Origin of the sequence: Aureimonas endophytica (assembly GCF_014642635.1) — a bacterium.
GTDB classification, from domain to species: domain Bacteria; phylum Pseudomonadota; class Alphaproteobacteria; order Rhizobiales; family Rhizobiaceae; genus Plantimonas; species Plantimonas endophytica.
On the sequence record NZ_BMIQ01000006.1, the window covers coordinates 1 to 22515 of the forward strand.

The window sequence follows — 22515 nt, forward strand, 5'->3', positions numbered from 1 at the left end:
TCCAATTGTCAAAGAACACGGCAGAACAAATAACCGCCGTCATACCCCAAGCAACTCACGCCGCCAGAGCGTCCAAAACTCACGGGGCCAGGCCCCAGGTTTCGATCAGATCCAACAGAACCGCCAGACAGTAGAGCGAAGTCTTCCGCTCGCCGCCGGCGCCGCCCCGTCGATGAGCGGTTTATAGATCCACCCCGACCAAACTGTCAACGCCCCATCCCACCAAAAATCAAAAAACCGCCAAAACCGCCTAACCCACTGTTCCAGCTCAGCCTTCCACTCAGCCCACCGCGTCACTCCCACGTCACCATGACAATCCCATGCAAAAATATCCGCCCTCCCAGACGGTGAGACGCGCATGGCATAGGGACGAGCCGAACGGCACCGAAGGCTCCTTCCCTTTCCGCTTACCGCCGATCGGCTGTCCCGTCGGAAAGGCGTTCTTCTCTCCCCTCCCCTCTCCGGAACGGGAATGTCGCAGGGGGCTAGGATCGCGACGGATTGACAGACCGCGCTCGGAAAACGCTTATTCCAGCGGAACGCCAATCGGTTGGACGCCTCGTCCACGTCCCGATTCCGCCAATATGTTTGTCGAAGGCCGCTGACGAAATGACGTCTTGGATGTGGGCAGCGATTTGCGGCAACCGGTGACCTTCGGCGAAGCGCCGCCTCTCGTGGCCGACCGGCGGCGCCGGCCGGACCGGCGGCAGGTCTCGGCGCGCTGGCTGGCGGGGACGCTTCTGACCGGCATCACGTCGAGCGCCCTGATGGGCATCGCGCTCGCCGCCGCCCTCGACGGCCATCGCGACCTTTCCAGTCCGCGCCGCGTGCTGATCGCCCGCAGCCAGCCGGACATCCTGCCCGACAAGGGCGAGCGCGTCGTCGAGACCGTGCTGCCGACCGTGCGCAATCGCGCGACGCTCGAACTCTCCACCATGAGCAAGGAGGGCGACCGCGAGGTCATCCGCACGCTCCCCTTCGGCTATGTGAACATGGCGCTCGCCGCGCGCCACCCGACCCCCCTCACCTATCCGCCCTTCGACGCCATGAACGTCTTCAGCAGCGGCGAGGACGCGATCGCCGCCGCGCCGGACGGCGACGGCGAGGCGCAGCTCTATGGCGCCAAGGTGGAGAGCGAGATGAGCTTCAAGGTCGAGCCCTTCTCCTTTTCCGGCGGCGATTTCGGCGAGGAGACGACGACGGACGAGGCGGAGGCGCTGGTGCGCGCGGTCGCGCCGACCCTGTCCTATGCGCCGGTGCAGGTCGCCTCGATCGAGCCCTTCGACGCCTCCCGCTTCGCGCCGGACAGCGATGTCGCGGTCTACGAGCCGGGCTCCGCCTTTCGCGTCGTCGCCGAGAACGTTTCCGTCGCGCCGCGCGGCAGCGAGGCGGAAGCCTCCCGCTATGCCGAGGAAATCATTCCGCTGCGCGAGACGACGGCGATCGCCAAGGCTCTGGCGGAGAACGGCTATGCGGACGAGAACGCCGTCGCCGCGGCGGCCAGTCTCGCCGCCGCCCTCGGCTCCGATCGGCTCGAGTCCGGGTCGGTGCTGCGGATCGGCAGCGAGATGCGCGGCGCCGCCAAGCGCGTCGTCCGTCTTTCCGCCTATCAGGGCACGTCGCATGTCGCGACGGTCGCCGAACGCGACGGCGCCGGCTTCGAGCCCGCCGCCGAGCCGGTCGGAGCCGAGGCGGTCGCCGAGGCCTTCGACGAGGACGCGACCGAGACGCCGCTGCGCTCCGACATGCCGACCGTCTATGACGGCATCTATCAGGCCGCACTTTCCTATGGGCTCAACGACCGCATGTGCCAGCAGCTGCTGCGCATGCTGGCGACCGATGTCGACTTCCAGGCGCATGTCGGCCCCGACGACCGGCTGACCGTGTTCTATTCGATGGACGAGGGCCAGGATCAGGCGACGGAGAATTCGCAGATCCTCTATGTCGAGGCGCTCTTCGGCGGCAAGGCGAAGCGCTACTACCGGTTTCGCGCCAATGGCGAGGACCATTACGAATATTACGACCAGGAGGGCCGCAGCGCGAAGCAGTTCCTCATCCGCACGCCGGTGCCCAATGGCCGCTTCACCTCGCCCTTCGGCGTGCGCACCCATCCGATCCTCGGCTATGCGCGGCCGCATTGGGGCGTCGACTGGGCGGCGCCGACCGGCACGCCGATCCTCGCCTCCGGCGACGGCATCGTCGAATCCGCAGGACAGACCAGCGGCTATGGCCGGCAGACCATCATCAAGCATGGCAACGGCTACGAGACCTCCTATTCGCACCAGAGCTCGATCGCGCGTGGCGTCGTGCCCGGCGCGCATGTGCGCCAGGGTCAGGTGATCGGCGCCGTCGGCTCCAGCGGCCTCTCCACCGGCAGCCATCTCCACTACGAGGTGATCGTGAACGGCCAGAAGGTCGATCCGATGCGCATCAAGTTCCCGTCCGGCCATATCCTGCAAGGCGAGGAGCTGGACGTCTTCCGCAAGGAGCGCGACCGGATCGACAATCTCCTGAAGGACGGCGCCGAGGCGCAGCGGATCGCCGGCCGCTGAACGCGCCGCCTCGCGTCGGCGCCTCCTCCTGCATCGTCCCGTCCGCGGCGATTCCGAGATCGGCGCGCATCTGCGGCGAGAGGCCGGAGGCGAAGCGGCGCAATCCCCGATCCGCCCGCCTCCGCCGATAGCGATCGATCAGCGTCGCGATCCGTTCGGAGAGCATCTGCCATAGCGTGATCATAGCCGTTGCCCTTTCCATCGACAGGAGAATGGACAGGAGTATCGGCCGTCCCGATTGATGAGAGAAGCGAATAGTTTTAAGCTGTTCTTCGTGTGTTTCTCACAGATGGCAGGCGATGACACCGGCGCTCGAAATCGATCTGCTGCGGACCTTTCTCGCGATCGCCGAGACCGGCAATTTCTCGCGCGCGGCGGAGCGCGTCGCACGCACGCCCTCGGCCGTCAGCTTGCAGGTGAAACGTCTGGAAGAGGCGGCCGGTCAGCGCCTGTTCCATCGCAGCACGCGCGAGATCGCTCTCAGCGAGGCGGGCGAGACGCTGCTCTTCTATGCCCGGCGCATTCTCGTCCTGCACGATGAAGCGGCGAGCCGCCTCGCCGCTCCGCGCATCGAAGGCCGCATCCGCTTCGGCGCGCCGAACGATTCCGGCATCTACGCCATTCCCCAGATGCTGCGGCGCTTCGCGCGAACCCATCCGCATGTCGACGTGGACGTGCGGCTCGGCATGAGCGCCGCGCTGCATCGCGCCTGCGACGCGGGCGAACTCGATCTGGCGATCTATACGAACGAGGCCGATCGCCCTTCGCTGGCCCGGCCGATCTTCGAGGAGGATCTGGTCTGGATCGGCTGCCGGGGCGGCGTGGCGGCGACGCGCCGGCCGCTGCCGCTCGCCGTCGCGGAAACCGGCTGCGGCTGGCGCGCCCGGGCGCTCGATGCCCTGGCGCGGACCGGGATCGGCTATCGCGTCGCCTATTCGAGCGAGCATTGCCAGGGGCAGATCGCGGCCGTGGAAGCCGATCTCGCCGTCGCGCCGCTTCCCGTCAGCATCGCGCGCGCGCCTTTTACGCGGATCGGACCGGATGCCGGCCTGCCGGAACTCGGCCGCTACGGCGTCTTCCTGCAGGTGCGGCAGGGCGCCCACCCCGCCGCCGAGGCGCTGGCGCAGCATGTGCGCGAGAGCTTCGCGGCGGCGGAAGGGCTCGGTCAGCGGCTCTTCGCCTGATCGGCGGATCGCCGCGCCGGGGTCAGGCCGGCTTGATCGCCGACTGGCTGCGCCAGAGATCGATGCCGCCTTCGGTGGCATGGGCGTCGATCTCGCGCAATTCTTCTTCGGAGAACTCCGCGCGGTTCAGGGCGTCGAGCGAATTGTCGAGCTGCTCCACCGTGCGCGCGCCGATCAGCGCCGAGGTGACGCGCGGATCGCGCAGCACCCAGGCGATCGCCATCTGCGCCAGCGTCTGGCCGCGCCGCTCGGCGATGGCGTTGAGCTGCCGCAGCCGCTCGACGTTTTCCGGCGTGACGAGGTTCTGCGAGAAGGAGGCGTTCTTGGCGGCGCGCGAATCCTCGGGCACGCCGCTGAGATAGCGCTTGGTCAGAAGCCCTTGCGCCAGGGGCGAGAAGGCGATGCAGCCGAGGCCCGTCTCGGCGAGCGTGTCGAGCAGACCGTCCTCCACCCAGCGGTTCAGCATGGAATAGGACGGCTGGTGGATGATGAAGGGCGTGCCGAGCGCCTTCAGGATGCGATGCGCCTCGCGGGTCAGTTCCGGCGAGTAGGAGGAGACGCCGACATAGAGCGCCTTGCCGGAGCGCACGATCTGGTCGAGCGCGCCCATCGTCTCCTCCAGCGGCGTCTCGGGATCGGGACGGTGATGGTAGAAGATGTCGACATAGTCGAGCCCCATCCGCTTGAGGCTCTGATCGAGACTGGCGATCAGGTACTTGCGGGAGCCGAGATTGCCATAGGGCCCCGGCCACATGTCCCATCCGGCCTTGGACGAGATGACGAGCTCGTCGCGATAGGGCCGGAAGTCGAGATCCATCCAGCGGCCGAAATTCTCCTCCGCCGAGCCGTAGGGCGGCCCGTAATTGTTCGCGAGGTCGAAATGGCTGACGCCGCGATCGAAGGCGCGGCGCAGGATCGCCCGCCCCGTCTCGAATACGTCGGTCCCGCCGAAATTCTGCCAGAGCCCGAGCGAGATCGCCGGCAGCTTCAGGCCGGAGCGGCCGCAGCGGCGATAGGGCATCGGCTCGTAGCGGTTCTCGGCGGCGATATAGGGCACCATGGCGAATCTCCTCCTTGCTCGCGCCGCCGAACTAGCACCGGCAACGGCGGACGCAACCGCCGGCCCGACTATTTACAATAGGTGGCACCGTTGCGCCGCGCCGCGATGTCGAGATGGAAATGCGTCGCGTGGTCGGGATCGGTGCCGGGTCCGAGCACCGTCTTGAACGGGCCGCAGGCGCCCGCCCGCACCGTCGCCTCGAACCGTGTCTCGGGCGAATCCTCGGGCTTCGCCGCGACGCCGATCTCCGGCCCCTTGTCGAAGACGAAGCCGCCGATGTCGATGGCACTGCCGCGCGCATGTTCCGAGATGCCGGTCTCGCTGGCGCGGGGCCGGCAGACATAGGTGGAGGCCTGACGGAATTCGGTGAGCTTGCGGTCGGGAAAATTCGCCTTGGCCGCCGGCTCGACGCTGTCGCTCATCCAGATGTCGAGCGCCAGGGCGGCGCGGCAGAGCATCTGCGTGCGCGGACCGACCTTGACCCCGGAGGACAGCCGCTCCACCGCGACGGGCCGCAGCACGCCGCATTCGCCCTCGCTGATGCTTTCCCCGACGGTGAAGGCGACGCCGCGCCGCTTCAGCTCGGCCTCGCATTCCTTGGCGTCCTCGATCGCCGCCGCCGCGACGACGCTGGTCGCCGGATCGATCACCGGCTCGCGCGACTTCAGCTTCTCGGTCGAGTTCGGCGCGTCCTGCGGCGGCGCGGGGTTGGGGGCCGGGGCCGGCGGACCGGCCGTCTCCCCGCCGGAGGGCTGGCCGGGCGCCGGGGCGGCCTCCACCGGCGCGTCGGCCGGCCGCTTCTCGGGCACCGGAATCTCCTCGACCGGCTTGGTCTCGGCGGGCGCCGGCTGAAGCTCGTTCGGCCGACCGGGCACCGGTTGCGGCTCGGCGGGCGGGGGCGGCGGGCCCGCAGGCGCCGCTTCCGGCTTGCCGTCGGCGGGCTTCGGCGCGGCCTCCTGCGGATTGGGGCTCGGCACCGGCACGTCGGCCGGCGCCGCCGCGCTCGCCGTGGGAGCGGGCAAAGCCTTCTCCTTCGCCGCCTCGCCGGGCTTTTCCTTCGGAGTCTCGGCCGGCTTCGCCGCCTCGGAGCGGGCCTCCTTGCGCGCGGGCGGCTTGGCCTTCTCCTTCGGATGCGAGCCTTCGAGCGGATTGGCGTCGCTCCAGGGCAGGTTCGACTGCGCGGCGGCGGCAGAAGGCAGCGCGAGGGCGAAGCCGCCGGCGAGCGCGAGAGCGAGGCGCAACCTCATCCCTTGAACTCGACCACGGTGCGCTGCGGCTGCACGAGGCGGGCAAGGGCATGCGCGTCCCAATTGGTCAGGCGCACGCAGCCATGGCTCGCCGTCTTGTCGATCTCGGAAGGCTCCGGCGTGCCGTGGATGCCATAGGTCGGCTTGGAGAGATCGATCCACATATTGCCGACCGGCCCGTTCGGCCCCGGCGGCAGGGTCAACGCCTTGCGGTTCTTGCCCTGCACGAAATTCTTCGGATCATATTCGTATTCGGGATCGGCCTTGCTGCCATTGACCTTCATGGTGCCCGAAGGCGACGGCGTATCGGACGAGCCGATCGTCGCCGGAAGCGCCAGGATCAGCGCCTTCTCCTTGTCATAGGCGAAAAGTTCGCCCCGGCTCTTGTCGACGACGATCCGCTCGACCTTCCTCTCCGCCTCGGGATCGGGGCCGGGCTCGGCGACGAGGAGCTTCGTCCCCGCCTTGCCGAAATCGGCATCCGGGTTCAGCCGCTTCAACAGGTCCTCGTCCATATGGAAGCGCTCGGCCAGCATCTCGGCGACGTCGCGATAGCCGAGCCATTTCAGCTCGGCGAGCTTGGCATAGTCGGCCGGCAGGTCCGGCACGTAATCGCCTCCCGCATCCTCGGCCGTGATCTTGTAGGTTTTCACGGCGGGACCTGCATCCTTCCCGAGCGCCTGCCAGAGGGCCTCGCTCGGCTGGTCGCCGGCATTCAGGTCGTGCATCTCGCCGAAGGCCCGGATCGCCTTGGCCGTGTTGCCGCCCGCCAGTCCGTCGATGACGCCGGGCGAGGCATGGGCGCGGTCGAGCAGCACCTGAAGGCGGATGAGGAAGGGGTCGGGATCGGCCTTCGGCGCCTCGGTCGCGATCTTCGCGGCCACCGGGTCGCCCTTTGCCGGATCGCTCGCCGCCCGGGCGGCATCGACCTGTGCCTTGCGGCGCGCCTCGTATCCGGCGAAATCGGCACCGTTGATCGCCGCTTCCGAAAGATCGGGCGCGGCGGGCTGCGCCGCCGGTGCCATGCTGGTCGTGGCGGCCGGCGCGCCGGGATCGGGCGCTTCAGCCGTCTGGGCCCGCACCGCCAGGGCGGAGGCGCCAAGGAGCGCGGCGGCGAGAAGGGCGGCGATGGGGCGGGAGGACATGGGAGGACACCGGCGGATCAACTGAACGCTAGAACGCCGCCGCTCGGTTTCGGCTCCTCGCCACCCCTACCAAGATTTGAGGATTGCTATTCCAGGAATTCGACGGTCGTTCCCGGCTTCACCATGCGGGCGAGTTCCGTCGCGTCCCAGTTCGTCAGGCGCACGCAGCCATGGCTGTTGGTCTTGCCGATCTTGGAGGGCTCGGGCGTGCCGTGGATGCCGTAGGTCGGCTTCGAGAGCGCGATCCACATCGTGCCGACCGGCCCGTTCGGTCCCGGCGGGATCTGGAGGATCGACTTGTTCTGCCCCTGCGTGAAGTTGATCTTCGGATTGTAGGTATAGCCGGGATCGAAGGCGATGCGCGCCACCTGCACCGTGCCGCTCGGCGAGGGCGTTTCGGAGGAGCCGATGGTGGACGGATAGGCGACGAGAAGCCGGCCGGCCGCGTCGTAGACTCGCACCTGCTCGCGCCCCTTGTCGGCGATGATCTTCGCCACCTCGCCGGTCGCCCCCTCGCCGGTGGCGGCCACCTTCAGGATCGTGCCCGGCCGGTTGAAATCCGCGTCCGGGTTGATCTCCTTCAGATAGTCCTCGTCCATGTGGAAGCGCTCGCCCAGCATTTCCGAGACGCGCGCATAGGCCATGGCCGGCAGCTTCGCCTTCTCGGCATAGTCCTCGGGGATCGAGGCGACGTAAGGCCCGGCGACGTCCTTGTCGGTGATCGTGTAGGAGACGATGGCGGGTCCGCCGGTCGCGTCGAGCTCCTCGACCAGCGCCTGCGCATTGCTCGGATCGAGCCTTTCGCCGAACTTCTCCTCATAGGCGGCGACCGCCTTGTCGACATTGGAGCCCATGCGCCCGTCGATGACGCCCGGCGAGATGCCGGCGCGGTCGAGCAGGATCTGGAAGGCGGCGATCTGCGCCTTGGCGTTCTTGCCCTTCGGCCCGACGACCTTCGGCGCGGGGCGGGATTCCGGCGCGGTGGAATCGTTCGGCCCGGTGATCGGCGCGCCGGCATCCGGCAACTGCCCGTCGAGCCCATAGGCGTCCCGGCGCGGATCTTGCGCATCGGGCGGCACGTCGTCGAAGCCCTGCAGGCCGTCGTCGGAGGGCTGGCGCTCGACCTGCCGTTCGAGATAGGCGGGCTCGGCGCGGCGCCGCTCCTGGCGCGGGCGCTCGATCGCGATGACGCGGCCGCGCTCGTCCACCGTCACCCGGCGGCCGAATTCGTCGACGAAGGTCTCGACCCGGCCGCTGTCGCGCGGCTCGTTGTCGTAGAAGGGATCGTCGTAGAACTGCGCCATGGCGGCCGGCGCGGCGGCGAGAAGGCCCGCCACCGTGGCGAGCGCCAGCCCGAGACCGTAAAAACGGCTGCGCGAGGTCCTGCTCATCCTAACTCCGTCACTGGGCGGCCGCCATCGGGGAGCGGCGTTCCGATCGCCGCCCGCTTCGGCCTCGCCGATGGCGGAGGAACCCGACATCAAGATGGCCGCCTTCGGCATTTTCGCCGCCCGACATGGCCCGGAGCTTGCCGTCCGGTCAGATGACCGCGAGCGGCCGCTTCTCCTTCGGCGGCGGAAAGGCGGCGTCGAGATCCTGCCGATCCTCGCGCGTCAGCACAATCTCGGCGGCCGAGGCGTTCTGGCGCACATGGGCGAGCGTGCCCGCCTTCGGAATGGCGACGATGTCGTCGCCCTCGACCAGGAAGGCGAGCGCGATCTGCGCCGGGGTGGCGTTGCGGCGCTTGGCGACGCGGGCCAGCGCCGGATGGTCGAGAAGCGCGCCGCCCTGCCCCACCGGCGAATAGGCCATGACCGGCACCGCGCGCTCGGCGAGCCAGGGCAGAAGGTCGAATTCGGCGCCGCGTTCCTCGAGATTGTAAAGGATCTGGTTCGTCGCGCAGTCGGAGCCGCCGGGAATCGCGAAGAGCTCCTCCATGTCCTCGACATCGAAATTCGAGACGCCCCATTGGCGGATCAACCCGTCGCGCTTCAGGCCGCGCAGCGCTTCGACCGTCTCGGCGAGCGGAATGCTGCCCGGCCAATGGAGCAGGTAGAGATCGAGTCGGTCCGTGCCGAGCCGGCGCAGCGAGGCCTCGCAGGCGCGCCGCGCGCCATCGCGCGAGGCATGATGCGGCGCGACCTTGGAAACGAGAAACACCTCGTCGCGCCGGCCGCGGATCGCCTCGCCGACGAGTTCCTCCGACTTGCCATGGGCATAGATCTCGGCGGTGTCGATCAGCACCATGCCCGCATCGATGCCGGCGCGGAGCGCGGCGATCTCGTCCTCGCGCCGATGACGCCCTTCGGCCATCATCCAGGTGCCCTGGCCGATGACCGGCACGGCGAGGCCCTCCGGCAATGTCGCAGTCTTCATCGCTCCTCTCCCTTCCGATCCGCGCGGAACGCCCCGATGCGGCCCGCGTTGCGATCGCAGAGCAGGATAATGGAGAGGATCGTCATGTCATCCACGATCGGCACGGAAGAAATGACGCCGCATCCGACTTCGGCGGACAATATCGAGGCGAGCCGCGTCAGCGGCACCGCCGTCTATTCGACCGACGGCGACAGGCTCGGCTCGATCGACGACATCGTGCTGGGAAAGCGCGACGGCCAGGTGAAATACGCGATCCTCGCCTCGGGCGGCTTTCTCGGTATCGGCGAGGACTATTATCCCCTGCCCTGGCAGGTCCTGAAGTATGACGAGCGGCAGGGCGGCTATGTCGTCGGCATCACCATCGATCAGCTTCAGGGCGGCCCAAAATACGGCCGCGACACCCGCCCCGCCTGGACCGATGCCAGCTACGGCACGCGCATCGACGATTATTACCGACCCTTCCCGATATTGTGACGGAGGGGCCGACATGAGGCGACGCTGAAGGTCAGACGAGTCCGGCTGCTATTCCCATGTCGTTCGAGATCGCTTTCGAATAGCTGTCGCCATCGCCAAGACGAATCTCTGCTCGCCCAACGCGAGCGTCGCGCGAAAAGGGCAGCCCGTCAGGCCGCCCTTCGCATGTCTCAGGCCGCGACGCGGTCGCCCGCCGCGCCGAGCTTCGAGCCGACCACATGGAAGATCAGGTGGTCGCCGCCGCCGGAAATCTTCACATGGTTCTCGTCACGGATCTCGCCGAGCAGGATCTTCTCGGCGAGCGGGTCCTGCACCTCGCGCTGGATGACACGCTTCAGCGGCCGCGCGCCATACGCGGGATCGTAGCCCTTCGCCGCCAGCCAGTCGCGGGCCGTGCCGTCGAGGTCGAGCACGATCTTGCGCTCGGCGAGAAGGCTCTCCAGCCGCTTCATCTGAATATCGACGATGGCGCCCATCTCGCTCCGCCGCAAGCGGTGGAACAGGATGGTCTCGTCGACGCGGTTCAGGAATTCCGGCCGGAAGGAGGCGCGCAGCACCTCCATGACCTGCGGCCGCACCACGTCGACATCCTGGTCGTCCGTCAGCGTCGTCAGATATTCGGCGCCGAGATTGGACGTCATGATGACCAGCGTGTTGCGGAAATCGACCGTCCGCCCCTGCCCGTCCGTCAGCCGCCCGTCGTCCAGCACCTGGAGGAGGACGTTGAAGACATCCGGATGCGCCTTCTCGATCTCGTCGAACAGCACGACCTGATAGGGCCGGCGCCGCACCGCCTCCGTCAGCGAGCCGCCCTCCTCGTAGCCGACATAGCCGGGAGGCGCGCCGATCAGCCGGGCGACGGAATGCTTCTCCATGAATTCCGACATGTCGAGCCGGACCATCGCCGTCTCGTCGTCGAAGAGGAAGCGCGCCAGCGCCTTGGTCAGCTCGGTCTTGCCGACGCCGGTGGGGCCGAGGAAGATGAACGAGCCGATCGGCCGGTTCGGGTCCTGTAAGCCGGCGCGGGCGCGGCGGATGGCGCGGGACACGGCCTGCACCGCCTCGCCCTGGCCGACGACGCGCTGCCCCAGCGCGTCTTCCATGCGCAGAAGCTTGTCGCGCTCGCCCTCCAGCATGCGGTCGACCGGAATGCCGGTCCAGCGCGACACGACCTGGGCGATATGGTCGGGCGTCACCGTCTCCTCGACCATCGAGGCGCCGCTGCCCTCCTTCGCCTCGGCCGCCGCCAGATCGCGTTCGAGCTGCGGGATCTCGCCATAGGCGAGCTCGCCGGCGCGCTGATATTCGCCGTTGCGCTGGGCGATGGCGAGGTCGTTGCGCGCCTCGTCGAGCCGCTTCTTCAGATCGGCGGCGAGCCCGAGCTTCGACTTCTCCGCCTGCCAGGCCTGGGTGATGCGGTCCGATTCCTCCTCCAGATTGGCGAGTTCGGTCTCCAGCCGCACCAGCCGGTCGCGCGAGGCGTCGTCGTTCTCGCGCTTCAGCGCCTCGCGCTCGATCTTCAGCTGCATGACGCGGCGGTCGATCTCGTCCAGGGCCTCGGGCTTCGAATCCACCTGCATGCGCAGGCGCGCGGCGCTCTCGTCCACGAGGTCGATCGCCTTGTCGGGCAGGAAGCGGTCGGTGATGTAGCGGTTCGACAGCGTCGCCGCCGCCACCAGGGCGGAATCCGAGATGCGCACCTGATGGTGCTGCTCGTATTTCTCCTTGATGCCGCGCAGGATCGAGATCGTGTCCTCGACGGTCGGCTCGCTGACGAAGACCGGTTGGAAGCGCCGGGCGAGCGCCGGGTCCTTCTCCACATGCTTGCGATATTCATCGAGCGTCGTCGCGCCGACGCAGTGCAGCTCGCCGCGCGCCAAGGCGGGCTTCAGGAGGTTGGAGGCGTCCATCGCCCCGTCCGCCTTGCCGGCGCCGACCAGCGTGTGCATCTCGTCGATGAACAGGATGACCTGACCCGCCGCGCCCGTCACCTCGGCGAGCACGGCCTTCAGGCGCTCCTCGAACTCGCCGCGATATTTCGCGCCGGCGATCAGGGCGCCCATGTCGAGGGCGAGAAGCTGCTTGTCGCGCAGCGATTCCGGCACGTCGCCATTGACGATGCGCAGCGCCAGCCCTTCGGCGATCGCGGTCTTGCCGACGCCCGGCTCGCCGATCAGGACCGGATTGTTCTTGGTGCGCCGCGACAGGACCTGGATGGTGCGGCGGATCTCGTCGTCGCGCCCGATCACCGGGTCGAGACGGCCCTCGCGCGCATCCTTCGTCAGGTCGCGGGCATATTTCTTCAGGGCATCGTAGCCCTGCTCGGCGGAGGCGGAATCGGCCGTGCGGCCCTTGCGGATCTCGTTGATCGCGGCGTTCAGCCCCTGGGCTGTGACGCCGGCATCAGCGAGGATCTGCGCGGTCTTCGCGCTCTTCTCCACTGCGAGGGCGAGAAGGAGCCGCTCGACGGTGACGAAGCTGTCACCCGCCTTCTTGGCGATCTCCTCGGCCGTGGCGAGAACCTTCTGCAAGGCCTGCGACATATAGAGGCCCTGGCCGCCCGACACTTTCGGCATCGCCGCCAGCGCCGCGTCGACGGCGAGGCGCACATCGGCCGAGCGCCCGCCCGCCTTGTCGATCAGGCCGGCCGCGAGACCCTCGCGGTCGTCGACCAGGACCTTCAGAAGATGTTCGGGAGCGAGCTGCTGGTGATCGCGCGAGACGGCCGCCGTCTGGGCCGACTGGATGAAACCGCGCACGCGCTCGGTATAACGTTCCAAATCCATGAAGTGCCTCCTTGCCACGCGCCCCCCGCAGGCGGACGCGATGATGGAAACCTGCCCCCGAAACCGGCGGGCCGTTCCGCTGCAATATGGGATGGCGGCAAGAAGCGTGAAAGTGCCCGCCGGGACGGAATTTGTTTCCGACCCGCGCGAACTCTCCGAAGCCTTGGCACAACGCGGCGGCCGGGAGCCGTTCGAACCTTCCCCGCCAAGGATTGCGGGCGATCGGTGAAAGGTCGGCGCCATGCGAAAAGGGCGCCGGATCGCTCCGACGCCCTTTCGATCTCCTGGTCTCTCGCTCAGCCGTTCGACGCGAGAAGGAAGTCCGGCAGATGGTCCGTGCCGCCCTCTTCCGCCTCGGCATCCGCCTTCTTCTTGCGGGGACGGCCGGGACGGCGCTTGGCCGGCGCCTCGGCGGCGGCCTCGCTCGGCGCCTCGCTTTCGGCGGCGGGCGCCGGCGCCTCGACGGCCGGTGCCTGCACCGGCGCCGCAGCCTCCTCGGCGGCGATCGTCTCGCCTTCGCCATAGCGCGCCCGGCGCGGGCGGCCGCGACGGCGCGTCTCGCGCTCGGCCGGCGCCGCCTCGTCGCCCGAAAGGATCGCGCCTTCCGGCTCGACCAGCACCTCACGCGCCGCCGGCGCCTGGCCGAAGCCGCTTTCCTGCTCGGTGACGGCGGAGGTCGTCACCGGCTCCTGATGCTGCGCCTCGGTGAAGCGCTCTTCGCGGCGCGGCGCATCCTCGAAGGATTGCGGGCGCGGCGCGGTCTCCTCGCCGGCCGGCGGCTCGCCGACCGAGGGCTGCGGCCCGAGGCCGTTCGGCACGGCCGAGCGGTCCTGCCAGTTCTGGCGCTCGCGGCCTTCCCAGGCGCGGCGCTCGCCGCCTTCCTGCCGATTGTCGCGGTTGCGGTCGCGGTTGTCGCGGTTGAAGTTGCGGTCGCGATTGCGGTCCTGCCGCTCGCCGCGATCCTGACGGTCGTTGTTGCGATCGAAGCGCTGCTCGCGATTGTCGCGGCCGCCGCCGTCGCGATTGTTCTGGTAGTCGCGGTTCTGATCGCGATTGCCGTTGCCATAGTCGCGATTGTCGCGGTTCTGGCCCTGGCCCTGCATCTGCGGGCGCTCGCCCTGGGCGCGCTCCGGCACGGGATAGGGATGGCCGTTCGGCCCCATCGCGCCTTCCGGCACCATGTCCTCGTCGCCGTCCTCGTATTCGCCGTCGAACACGTCCGGCTCCTCGCGCTGCAGCTGGAAGCTGCCCTGCGCGGCGGCGACGATGCGCCCGTAATGCTCGGCATGCTGGAGATAGTTCTCGGCCATGACGCGGTCGCCGGATGCCGTCGCGTCACGAGCAAGAGCGATGTATTTTTCCGCGATATGCTGCGCGTTGCCCCTGATCTTGACGTCCGGACCGTTCGACTCGTAGCTCCGCGAGAGCGGATTGGGCCCTTTGCGACCGCGTCCGCGCATGCGCTTGTTCTGCTGACCTGGCCTCATATTCATCCTGTCTTCGGGTAGGCCGGCTGCGAGCCGGTGCGGTTCGGGGTCTTGCGGCGGCGCGGTTGCCTTGCCTCACAGGGCTCGGCCCAATGCTCGCGACCGTCCACGAACCTGTCCAATCGATTGAACCAAGCGATTCCCCAATCGCCTTCGTCCCGGACGGCCCAGCCGCGTCGATCATCCTGGCCTGCCGTATCGGCAATTGCCGTCGGATGTTCCCCATCGAGTTCCGTGACGCCTTAAAATCTAGAGTGTCGCGGATGCTCCCACAAGCCCTTTTTCGCCAATAGTTCCTGATTTCCCTACGTTTCGCACCGAAACAGCAAGGCTCGCTCAATCCCCGCGAGGTCGCGGGCCCGTTCGACGGCGGCAAAACCACGGGCTGCGAAGAGGCCCACGACATCGTCGCCCTGCCCCGCCCCGATCTCCACGGCGACATGGCCCCGGCCGCCCAGCACCTGCCGCGCGCCCGCCGCGAGCGCCCGATAGGAGCGCAGCCCGTCCGGCCCGCCGTCGAGGGCGGCGCGCGGATCGTGCTCGCGCACCTCCGGCGCCAGCGTCGCGATCTCGGCGCTCGGAATATAGGGGGGGTTGGAGACGACGAGATCGACGGCGCCGCGAACGGGCGCGAGATGATCGCCGAGAAGCGGCACCATGCGCGCGGCGACGCCCGCCGCCGCCGCGTTCTCCATCGCCGTCGCCAGCGCTTCGGCGGAAATATCCACCGCCTCGGCGCGGGCCTCCGGATAGAGCGCCAGCAGCGAGACGGCGATGGCGCCGCTGCCGGTGCCGACATCGACGAAGCGGCAGACACCCGTCTCGGCGATCGCGGCCTCGATCACCGGCCGGCAGAGATCGACCAGGATTTCCGTGTCGGGTCGCGGCTCCAGCGTCGCGGGCGAGAGCTTGAACTCATGGGCATAGAAGGCGCGGCGCCCGAGGATGCGATGCGCGGGCTCGCTTTGGAGCCGCCGGGCGACGCGCGCGGCGACAAGGGCGCGGATCGCGTCCGGCACCGTCTCGCCGCCCTTCAGGATCAGTCCGGCCGCGTCGAGACCGAGCGCATCGGAGACGAAAAGTCGCGCGTCGAGATCGGGCGACGGGGCGCCGCCCGCCCGCAATCGCGCCCGCGCCTCGCGCAACAGCGCATCGACCGTCGTCGCGGTCGCCTCCGTCACGCCGGCTCGCCGGCGGCGGCCAGAAGCTGGGCGCGATGATCGGCGCCGAGCGCGTCGACCAGCTCGTCGAGATCGCCCTCCATCACCTTGTCCAGCTTGTAGAGCGTCAGGTTGATGCGGTGGTCGGTGACGCGCCCCTGCGGGAAATTATAGGTGCGGATGCGCTCCGACCGGTCGCCGGAGCCGACCTGGGCGCGCCGCGCCTCCGAACGCTCCTCGGCGGCGCGCTGGCGCTCCTGGTCGTAGAGCCGGGCCTTCAGCACCTGCATGGCGCGGGCGCGGTTCTGGTGCTGCGACTTCTCGGAGGAGGTGACGACGATGCCGGTCGGCAGGTGGGTGATGCGTACGGCCGAGTCGGTGGTGTTGACATGCTGGCCGCCGGCGCCGGAGGAGCGCATCGTGTCGATGCGGATATCCTCGGCCCGCACCTCGATGTCGATATCCTCGGCTTCCGGCAGCACGGCCACCGTCGCGGCGGAGGTGTGGATGCGCCCGCCCGATTCCGTCACCGGCACGCGCTGGACGCGGTGGACGCCGGATTCGAACTTCAGCTTGGAGAAGACGCCCTTGCCGCTGACCCCGGCGACCACTTCCTTATAGCCGCCGACCTCGCCCTCGCTGGCCGACAGGATCTCCACCTTCCAGCCGCGCCCTTCGGCATAGCGCTGATACATGCGGAAGAGATCGCCGGCGAAGAGCCCGGCTTCCGAGCCGCCGGTGCCGGCGCGGATCTCGAGGATGGCGCCCTTCTCGTCGGCCGCGTCCTTTGGCAGGAGCAGGAGACGGATCTCGTCGGACAAAGCCGTCTCGCGCGCTTCGAGCTCGAAGAGCTCGGCCTCGGCGAGCTCGCGCATCTCCCGGTCGGCGGCGGGGTCGGCGGCAAGGCCGCGCGCATCCTCGATCTCGCGGGCCAGCGCCCGGTGCCGCTCGATCGCCCGCGCGATGTCCTCCAGCGCCGAATATTCGCTGGACAGCGCGGCGAAGTCCTCGCGCCCGCCGCCCTTGGCCATCTCCGCCTCCAGATAGGCGAAGCGGCGGGCGATCTCGTTCATCCTGTCCGTCGGCAGACTTGCCATATGTCCTTCTGAATCCACTGAAGTTCCGCCGGCATGCCGGCCGGTCCGCCGCCTTTCGCGACGGCGGTCCTAGACGGGAATGCCGTTCGCCTCGGCGAAGGCCTGCAGGCGCTCGCGCACCGAGGGCCCGATGCCGGCCCCGTCCTCCAGGATCTCGGCGATCAGCGCTTCCAGCTTCGGCAGGTCGAGCGTCACCAGCATGGCCTTGACCGGGCCGATGGCGGAGGAGGTCATCGAGATCGACCGGAAGCCGAGGCCGACCAGGGCCATGGCCGAGAGCGGCCGCCCGGCCAGTTCGCCGCAGAGCGTCACCGGCACGCCGTTGCGCGCCCCGGCGTCGAGAATCCGCTTCAAGGCCCGGAAGAAGGGAGCGGAAAGCGGATCGAAGCGCGAGGCGATGCGCGCATTGCCGCGATCGGTGGCGGTGAAGAACTGGAACAGGTCGTTCGAGCCGATCGAGACGAAGTCGACGAGCTGCATCAGCGGATCGAGCTGGAAGAGCAGCGAGGGCACTTCGATCATCGCGCCGAGCTTCAGCCGGCGCGGCATGACATGGCCGAACTTCGTCAGGTACTGGAACTCGCGATTGATGAGGTCGCGCGCCTGCCGCAGTTCCGAGATCTCGGTGATCATCGGGAACATGATGCGCAATTCGCGCCCGGCCGCCGCCTTCAAGAGGGCGCGCAGCTGCGTGCGCATCAGGCCCGGCCGGTCGAGCGCCAGGCGGATGGCGCGGTAGCCGAGCGCCGGGTTCTCCTCCGGCGACTGGCGCAGATAGGGCAGAACCTTGTCGCCGCCGATATCGAGCGTGCGGAAGGTCACGGGCCGCTCGCCCGCCGCGTCCAGCACCGCCGCATAGAGCTGCTCCTGCTCGCTGGCGCGCGGCATGGAGGAGGCGACCATGAATTGCAGCTCGGTGCGGAAGAGGCCGATGCCGGCCGCGCCCGAATCCTTCAGCTGCGGCAGGTCGACAAGCAGGCCCGCATTGATCTGGAGCGAGACCGGCGTGCCGTCGGCCGTCTCGGCCGGCCGCTCGCGCAGCGCCCGGTACTGTTCCTGGCGCTTGGCGCGGAACTGCACCTTCTCGACATAGGTCCGCTCCACGTCGGCGGGCGGGCGCAGATGCGCCGAGCCGTCGTCACCATCGACGATGATCGGATCGTTGTTCTCCGACATGGAGACGGCGCCCATCGCCTGGCCGACGACGGGAATGCCGAGCGCCCGGGCGACGATCACCACATGGCTCGTCTGGGCGCCCTCCTCCAGGATCAGACCCCGGATCTGCTCGCGCCGATAGTCGAGGAGTTCCGCCGCGCCCATCGAGCGGGCGACGATGATCGCGTCCTTCGGCCCCTCGCCGTCGACCAGCCCGTCGCTCGTGCCGATCAGCTGGCGCATGAGACGATTGGCGAGATCGTCGAAATCGTGCATCCGCTCCCGGATATAGGGATCGGGCGTATGGATCATGCGCGCGCGCATGTCGCTCTGCACCTTCTCCACCGCCGCTTCGGCGGTGAGGCCGTTGCGGATCGCCTCTTCCAGCCGCCGCGCCCAGCCCCGGTCATGGGCGAACATGCGATAGGCTTCGAGCACGGCGCGGTGCTCGCCCTCCACCGCCATCTCGCGGCGCGACAGCATGTCCTCGATCGAGATGCGCAGCGAGCTCAGCGCCTTTTCCAGGCGCAGGATCTCAGTTTCGGCATCCTCGTTGAAGAGATTGGTGACGACGACGCGCGGCTCGTGCAGCACGACATGGCCGAGGCCGATGCCGTCGGCGAGCGGGATGCCCTTGAAGGAGACCGGCCGCGACAGGTCGAGCACGACGCCCGGCCGCGACAGGCCTTCCAGGCTGCCGGCGGCGATCAGCTCGGCGACGACCATCGCGACGGTCTCGAGCGCCTCGACCTCCTCCTCGCGATAGGTCCGCATGGCGCGGTTCTGCACGTCGAGAACGCCGAGCGTGCGCCCGGCCCGGAGGATCGGCACGCCGAGAAAGGCGTTGAAGGGCTCCTCGTCCGTGCCCGGAATGAAGGTGAAGGCGGGATGCTTCTGCGCCTCGGCGAGATTCAGCGGCCGCGCCGTGGCGGCGATCGTGCCGACGAGGCCCTCGCCGAGCTTCAGCTGGGCATGGTGGACGGAGCCGGGATTGAGGCCCTCGGTCGCGTAGAGTTCGAGCACGCCGTCGGCGCGCAGGACGTAAAGGGAGCAGACCTCGGCGACCATGTTGGCCGCGATCTGGCGCACGATCGCGTCGAGGCGCGCCTGGGCCTCCAAGGGCTCGGCCATGAGCTCCCGGATGCGGCGCAGGAGGACCCGAGGTCCGAAAGAATCGCTTCTCGGCAATGGCGTGGTCCAGGCAAGGGCCGCAAGGAACATCGATCCGGCCGAAGCCCGCGACGCGCCGAAGCGGCGACGCGGGTCCCTATCAGCCTATAGAGGCGGAAAAGCATCGCCGACAAGCGCCAAGCCGCCGGCGATCGTCACGCGAGCCGCCGTCAGGCGACCGCCTTGTCGAGCCCGTAGGCCGAATGGAGCGTGCGCACGGCGAGTTCCGTGAATTCCCCGTCGATCAGGATGGAGATCTTGATCTCCGAGGTGGTGATCGCGCGGATGTTGATGCCGCGATTGGCCAGCGCCTTGAAGGCCGTCGCCGCGACGCCGGTATGCGAGCGCATGCCGATGCCGATCACCGAGACCTTGGTGAGGCCGGGCTCCGACTGGAGAACGTCGAAGCGCATCTCCGGCCGCGCCTTTTCCAGAAGCGCGTTCGCCTTCGGCAGGTCGGCGGCTGGCACGGTGAAGGTCATGTCGGTGCGCGTGCCGTCCTCGGAGACGTTCTGCACGATCATGTCGACATTGACGCCGGCATCGGCCAGCGGCGCGAAGATCGCCGCGGCGACGCCCGGCCGGTCCTCGACGCGCCGGAGGGAGATCTGCGCCTCGTCCTTGGCATAGGCGATGCCGGTCACGACCTGGGCTTCCACGATTTCATCCTCGTCGCAAATGAGCGTTCCGGGCGGGTTCAGAAGATCGCCCATGCCGGGGGCGTCCGGGTCCTCGAAGGACGAGCGCACGAAGAGGCGGACCTTGTGCACCATGGCGAGCTCGACCGAGCGCACCTGCAGCACCTTCGCGCCGAGCGAGGCCATTTCGAGCATTTCCTCGAAGGCGACCTTGGTCATCCGCCGCGCCTTCGGCTCGATGCGCGGATCGGTCGTATAGACGCCGTCGACATCGGTATAGATGTCGCAGCGATCGGCCTTCAGCCCCGCCGCGACGGCGACGGCCGAAGTGTCGGAGCCGCCGCGCCCGAGCGTCGCGACGCGATTGTCCGGCGCGAGGCCCTGGAAGCCGGCGATCACCGCCACCTGCCCCTCGCCGAAGCGGCGGACGATCTCGGTGCCGTCGATCGATTCGATGCGGGCCGCGCCATGTGCGCCGTCCGTGCGGATCGGGATCTGCCAGCCCTGCCAGGACCGGGCGTTGATGCCCATGGCCTGGAGGGTGATCGCGAGAAGGCCCGCCGTCACCAGTTCGCCCGAGGCGACGACGGCGTCGTATTCGCGCGCGTCGTGCATCGGCGAGGCCTGGCGGCACCAATCCACCAGTTCGTTCGTCTTGCCGGACATGGCCGAGACCACCACCGCCACCTCGTGGCCGGCATCCACCTCGCGTTTGACGTGGCGCGCGACGTTGCGGATGCGATCGATGTCGGCGACGGAGGTTCCGCCGAATTTGAGGACGAGACGCGCCATGAAGGGACGGAGGTTCCGAAAGCGCCGCTTTGCACGGACGAATGAGCGAACGGCCCGCGCGAGGAAGCCCGCGAGGGCACCCTTCATTGCTGATGCGGGCGGGCGCGGGATAAACGAATTGGCGCGATGTCGCAAGGACGGCCGAAACGCTTGACTTGACCGCGCGCGACCAAACCTTAGGCGCTACCCACGAGAATCGAAGGCAGGACGGCCATGAGCGAAGCGCAGGCGACGACGATCGACCAGGGCGAGATCGATCGCTTCTCGCGGCTCGCCGCCGAATGGTGGAATCCGAAGGGCAAGTTCAAGCCGCTGCACAAGTTCAATCCGGTGCGCCTCGCCTATATCCGCGAGCAGGTCGGGATGAATTTCGGCCGCGACCTGACGGGCCTCACGCCGTTCGAGGGCCTGTCCTTCCTCGATATCGGCTGCGGCGGCGGCCTGATCTCCGAGCCGATGGCCCGGCTCGGCGCCGAGGTCGTCGGCGCCGACGCCTCGGCGACGAATATCGAGGTGGCGCGGCTGCATGCCTCCGAGAACGGCGTCTCAGTGGATTACCGCGCGACGACGGCGGAGGCGATCGCGGCCGGCGGCGAGCGCTTCGACGTCGTCCTGGCGCTCGAAATCGTCGAGCATGTCGCCGATGTCGACCTGTTCCTGTCCGCCTGCGCCGGCATGGTGAAGCCCGGCGGCCTTCTCCTCGTCGCCACGATCAACCGGACGCTGAAGGCCTATGGCCTCGCGATCTTCGCGGCCGAGACCATCCTCGGCTGGCTGCCGCGCGGCACGCATCGCTACGACAAGCTGGTGCGGCCGGAGGAGATCCGCCGGCCGGTCGAGGCGGCGGGCCTTGCGGTGCTGGAGGAGGTTGGCGTCGTCTACCATCCGCTCGCCGACGAATGGCGGCGCTCGCGCGACATCGACGTCAACTATATGAGCCTCGCCCGGCGGCCCTGACCTTCCTTCCGCCCGATTTCGGCGCGAATCGGCCTGTCCGGGTCGCGGAGACGCTTGGCCGCGACGCAGCGACGATGCTATAAGCTGCCCGCTTTTCTCATATTTAGGCGGCCGGCCTGACGCCCCGGTCGACGGACTTCGGAATGAGCGCATCGCATCTCGCCCTCGCGACGTCGGACATCCGGGAGGTTCCGGCCTTCCGGCCCTGTCCGACCGCCCTCCAGCTGGCGCAGCGGCACGAGCCGAGCGCGGCGGAGCGGCTCGATCTCGACCGCCTGCGCTGGATGGCGTTGCGCAGCCAGCTCGCCCCCCGCCCCGACCTCGAACGGGCCTGCTTCCTCCTTGCTGGCGAAACCGGCGTTTCCTTCGAGCGTTTCGCCATCGCCTTCTTCCGGGGCCTCCAGGCCCGGGCGCGCCTGCCCATGACGCTCTACCGACCGGGCGCCCGCCATATGAGCGACGACGAGGTCTGGCTTCTCCGCCTCGTCGCCGCCTGGCGGCGCGGCGAGGACAAGGGCGCGGCCGCCCTCGTCGCCTGGCGGGTGGAAGCCTCCGGCCGGCGCTGGATGCGCTTCCTGTCGGCGGGGATGGTGAGGGCCATGGACGAACTCTGACACGCCGGCCGGCCGTCGCGCCAGTTTAGAATCGTTCAAAAGAAGAGTTGCGTAGTCAACGAAACAGGACTAGAACTCCATTCAGTTTGGAATCGTTCTAAACTCGGCTCAAGCGGCGAGAAGGAGATGACGATGGGACTGGTTGCGGCGAAGATCGAACCGACGGCGAAGGAAGAGATCGTCAACGGCCTGACGCAGGCCCTGGCCGAGACCGCGGTCGAGACGACCAAGGCGCAGAACTTCCACTGGAACGTGACGGGCATGAGCTTCGGCCCGCTGCACGAGCTGTTCCAGGAGATCTACGAGGATCATTTCGAGGCCCAGGACTTCCTGGCCGAGCGCATCAAGGCGTTCGACGCGCATGCCGAGGGCCGCTATTCGGTCTATCTCGAGCGCAGCGCCGTGGCCGAGCATGACGGCAAGACCGATGCCAAGGGCATGATCGCGGCACTCCTCGCCGACCAGGAAACGCTGTCCTCCACCCTGTCGTCGCTGGCGCAGGTCGCCGAGCAGCATGGCGACTGGGCGACCAACGACATGGCGACCAACCGCATCGAGAAGCACGACAAGTTCGCCTGGATGCTGCGCGCCCATCTGAAGTAAGGGCGACCCGGCGGGGCT

At 68.5% G+C, this 22515-nt stretch carries 17 protein-coding genes; 6 read left to right on the forward strand and 11 right to left on the reverse strand.

Features of this window, described 5'->3' with window-relative positions:
* Positions 1-635: 635 nt before the first annotated feature.
* Both IEY14_RS17545 and IEY14_RS17550 read left to right on the forward strand, forming a co-directional pair.
* Positions 636-2552, forward strand: coding sequence for a M23 family metallopeptidase (locus IEY14_RS17545; protein WP_244639551.1), 1917 nt, complete (start codon positions 636-638; stop codon positions 2550-2552).
* Positions 2553-2851: 299 nt separating this feature from the next.
* Positions 2852-3736, forward strand: coding sequence for a LysR family transcriptional regulator (locus IEY14_RS17550; RefSeq protein ID WP_188910834.1), 885 nt, complete (start codon positions 2852-2854; stop codon positions 3734-3736).
* 22 nt (positions 3737-3758) lie between these two features.
* Here IEY14_RS17550 and mgrA read toward each other — a convergent pair whose 3' ends face one another.
* From mgrA to IEY14_RS17575, 5 genes are all read right to left on the reverse strand, one after another.
* Positions 3759-4793 carry an L-glyceraldehyde 3-phosphate reductase gene (mgrA, locus tag IEY14_RS17555; protein ID WP_188911393.1) on the reverse strand — a complete coding sequence of 345 codons (1035 nt, stop codon included), beginning with the start codon at positions 4791-4793 and terminating at the stop codon, positions 3759-3761.
* A gap of 71 nt (positions 4794-4864) precedes the next feature.
* Positions 4865-6037, reverse strand: coding sequence for an extensin-like domain-containing protein (locus tag IEY14_RS17560; RefSeq protein WP_188910836.1), 1173 nt, complete (start codon positions 6035-6037; stop codon positions 4865-4867).
* Between the two features lie 2 nt (positions 6038-6039).
* Positions 6040-7188: a L,D-transpeptidase family protein gene (locus IEY14_RS17565; RefSeq protein WP_244639552.1), complete on the reverse strand. Its 1149-nt coding sequence runs from the start codon at positions 7186-7188 to the stop codon at positions 6040-6042.
* 86 nt (positions 7189-7274) lie between these two features.
* The gene (locus IEY14_RS17570; RefSeq protein ID WP_210318482.1) at positions 7275-8579 is read right to left on the reverse strand and encodes a L,D-transpeptidase family protein; all 1305 of its coding nucleotides are present in this window, start codon (positions 8577-8579) and stop codon (positions 7275-7277) included.
* A 148-nt stretch (positions 8580-8727) separates the two neighbouring features.
* The gene (locus tag IEY14_RS17575; protein ID WP_188910838.1) at positions 8728-9564 is read right to left on the reverse strand and encodes an aldo/keto reductase; all 837 of its coding nucleotides are present in this window, start codon (positions 9562-9564) and stop codon (positions 8728-8730) included.
* 84 nt (positions 9565-9648) lie between these two features.
* Between IEY14_RS17575 and IEY14_RS17580 the strand changes: the two genes are divergently transcribed.
* Complete coding sequence (locus tag IEY14_RS17580; RefSeq protein ID WP_244639553.1) at positions 9649-10038, forward strand: PRC-barrel domain-containing protein; 390 nt, start codon at positions 9649-9651, stop codon at positions 10036-10038.
* Positions 10039-10208: 170 nt separating this feature from the next.
* On the opposite strand, the gene clpB is transcribed toward IEY14_RS17580, so the two are convergent.
* From clpB to IEY14_RS17610, 6 genes are all read right to left on the reverse strand, one after another.
* On the reverse strand, positions 10209-12824 hold the full coding sequence (clpB, locus tag IEY14_RS17585) for an ATP-dependent chaperone ClpB (RefSeq protein WP_188910840.1): 2616 nt from the start codon (positions 12822-12824) through the stop codon (positions 10209-10211).
* A 296-nt stretch (positions 12825-13120) separates the two neighbouring features.
* Positions 13121-14284 carry a DUF4167 domain-containing protein gene (locus tag IEY14_RS17590; RefSeq protein WP_188910842.1) on the reverse strand — a complete coding sequence of 388 codons (1164 nt, stop codon included), beginning with the start codon at positions 14282-14284 and terminating at the stop codon, positions 13121-13123.
* A 332-nt stretch (positions 14285-14616) separates the two neighbouring features.
* Entirely contained in the window at positions 14617-15492 is an 876-nt protein-coding gene (gene prmC / locus IEY14_RS17595) for a peptide chain release factor N(5)-glutamine methyltransferase (protein ID WP_244639554.1), read from the reverse strand.
* Complete coding sequence (prfA, locus tag IEY14_RS17600) at positions 15489-16568, reverse strand: peptide chain release factor 1 (RefSeq protein ID WP_188910844.1); 1080 nt, start codon at positions 16566-16568, stop codon at positions 15489-15491. The genes prmC and prfA overlap by 4 nt, the downstream gene beginning before the upstream one ends.
* A 69-nt stretch (positions 16569-16637) precedes the next feature.
* On the reverse strand, positions 16638-18854 hold the full coding sequence (gene ptsP, locus IEY14_RS17605) for a phosphoenolpyruvate--protein phosphotransferase (RefSeq protein ID WP_244639556.1): 2217 nt from the start codon (positions 18852-18854) through the stop codon (positions 16638-16640).
* A gap of 209 nt (positions 18855-19063) precedes the next feature.
* Positions 19064-20323, reverse strand: a complete 1260-nt coding sequence (locus IEY14_RS17610) for an aspartate kinase (RefSeq protein WP_188910848.1) — start codon at positions 20321-20323, stop codon at positions 19064-19066.
* A gap of 213 nt (positions 20324-20536) precedes the next feature.
* Here IEY14_RS17610 and ubiG point away from each other — a divergent pair, with 213 nt between their 5' ends.
* The 3 genes from ubiG (at position 20537) to IEY14_RS17625 (ending at position 22497) form a co-directional block, all read left to right on the forward strand.
* Positions 20537-21280: a bifunctional 2-polyprenyl-6-hydroxyphenol methylase/3-demethylubiquinol 3-O-methyltransferase UbiG gene (ubiG, locus tag IEY14_RS17615; RefSeq protein WP_188910850.1), complete on the forward strand. Its 744-nt coding sequence runs from the start codon at positions 20537-20539 to the stop codon at positions 21278-21280.
* Between the two features lie 143 nt (positions 21281-21423).
* Complete coding sequence (locus IEY14_RS17620) at positions 21424-21894, forward strand: hypothetical protein (protein ID WP_188910852.1); 471 nt, start codon at positions 21424-21426, stop codon at positions 21892-21894.
* A 132-nt stretch (positions 21895-22026) separates the two neighbouring features.
* Positions 22027-22497, forward strand: a complete 471-nt coding sequence (locus IEY14_RS17625) for a Dps family protein (protein WP_188910853.1) — start codon at positions 22027-22029, stop codon at positions 22495-22497.
* Positions 22498-22515 lie beyond the last annotated feature (18 nt).

What these genes read in the sequence shown, in the direction of transcription:
- IEY14_RS17550 (WP_188910834.1), top strand. Translation starts at nt 2,852, where the DNA reads ATGACACCGGCGCTCGAAATCGATCTGCTGCGGACCTTTCTCGCGATC.
- IEY14_RS17565 (WP_244639552.1), bottom strand. Translation starts at nt 7,188, where the DNA reads ATGTCCTCCCGCCCCATCGCCGCCCTTCTCGCCGCCGCGCTCCTTGGC.
- IEY14_RS17570 (WP_210318482.1), bottom strand. Translation starts at nt 8,579, where the DNA reads ATGAGCAGGACCTCGCGCAGCCGTTTTTACGGTCTCGGGCTGGCGCTC.
- IEY14_RS17575 (WP_188910838.1), bottom strand. Translation starts at nt 9,564, where the DNA reads ATGAAGACTGCGACATTGCCGGAGGGCCTCGCCGTGCCGGTCATCGGC.
- IEY14_RS17580 (WP_244639553.1), top strand. Translation starts at nt 9,649, where the DNA reads ATGTCATCCACGATCGGCACGGAAGAAATGACGCCGCATCCGACTTCG.
- clpB (WP_188910840.1), bottom strand. Translation starts at nt 12,824, where the DNA reads ATGGATTTGGAACGTTATACCGAGCGCGTGCGCGGTTTCATCCAGTCG.
- IEY14_RS17590 (WP_188910842.1), bottom strand. Translation starts at nt 14,284, where the DNA reads ATGCGCGGACGCGGTCGCAAAGGGCCCAATCCGCTCTCGCGGAGCTAC.
- prfA (WP_188910844.1), bottom strand. Translation starts at nt 16,568, where the DNA reads ATGGCAAGTCTGCCGACGGACAGGATGAACGAGATCGCCCGCCGCTTC.
- ptsP (WP_244639556.1), bottom strand. Translation starts at nt 18,854, where the DNA reads ATGGCCGAGCCCTTGGAGGCCCAGGCGCGCCTCGACGCGATCGTGCGC.
- IEY14_RS17610 (WP_188910848.1), bottom strand. Translation starts at nt 20,323, where the DNA reads ATGGCGCGTCTCGTCCTCAAATTCGGCGGAACCTCCGTCGCCGACATC.
- ubiG (WP_188910850.1), top strand. Translation starts at nt 20,537, where the DNA reads ATGAGCGAAGCGCAGGCGACGACGATCGACCAGGGCGAGATCGATCGC.
- IEY14_RS17620 (WP_188910852.1), top strand. Translation starts at nt 21,424, where the DNA reads ATGAGCGCATCGCATCTCGCCCTCGCGACGTCGGACATCCGGGAGGTT.
- IEY14_RS17625 (WP_188910853.1), top strand. Translation starts at nt 22,027, where the DNA reads ATGGGACTGGTTGCGGCGAAGATCGAACCGACGGCGAAGGAAGAGATC.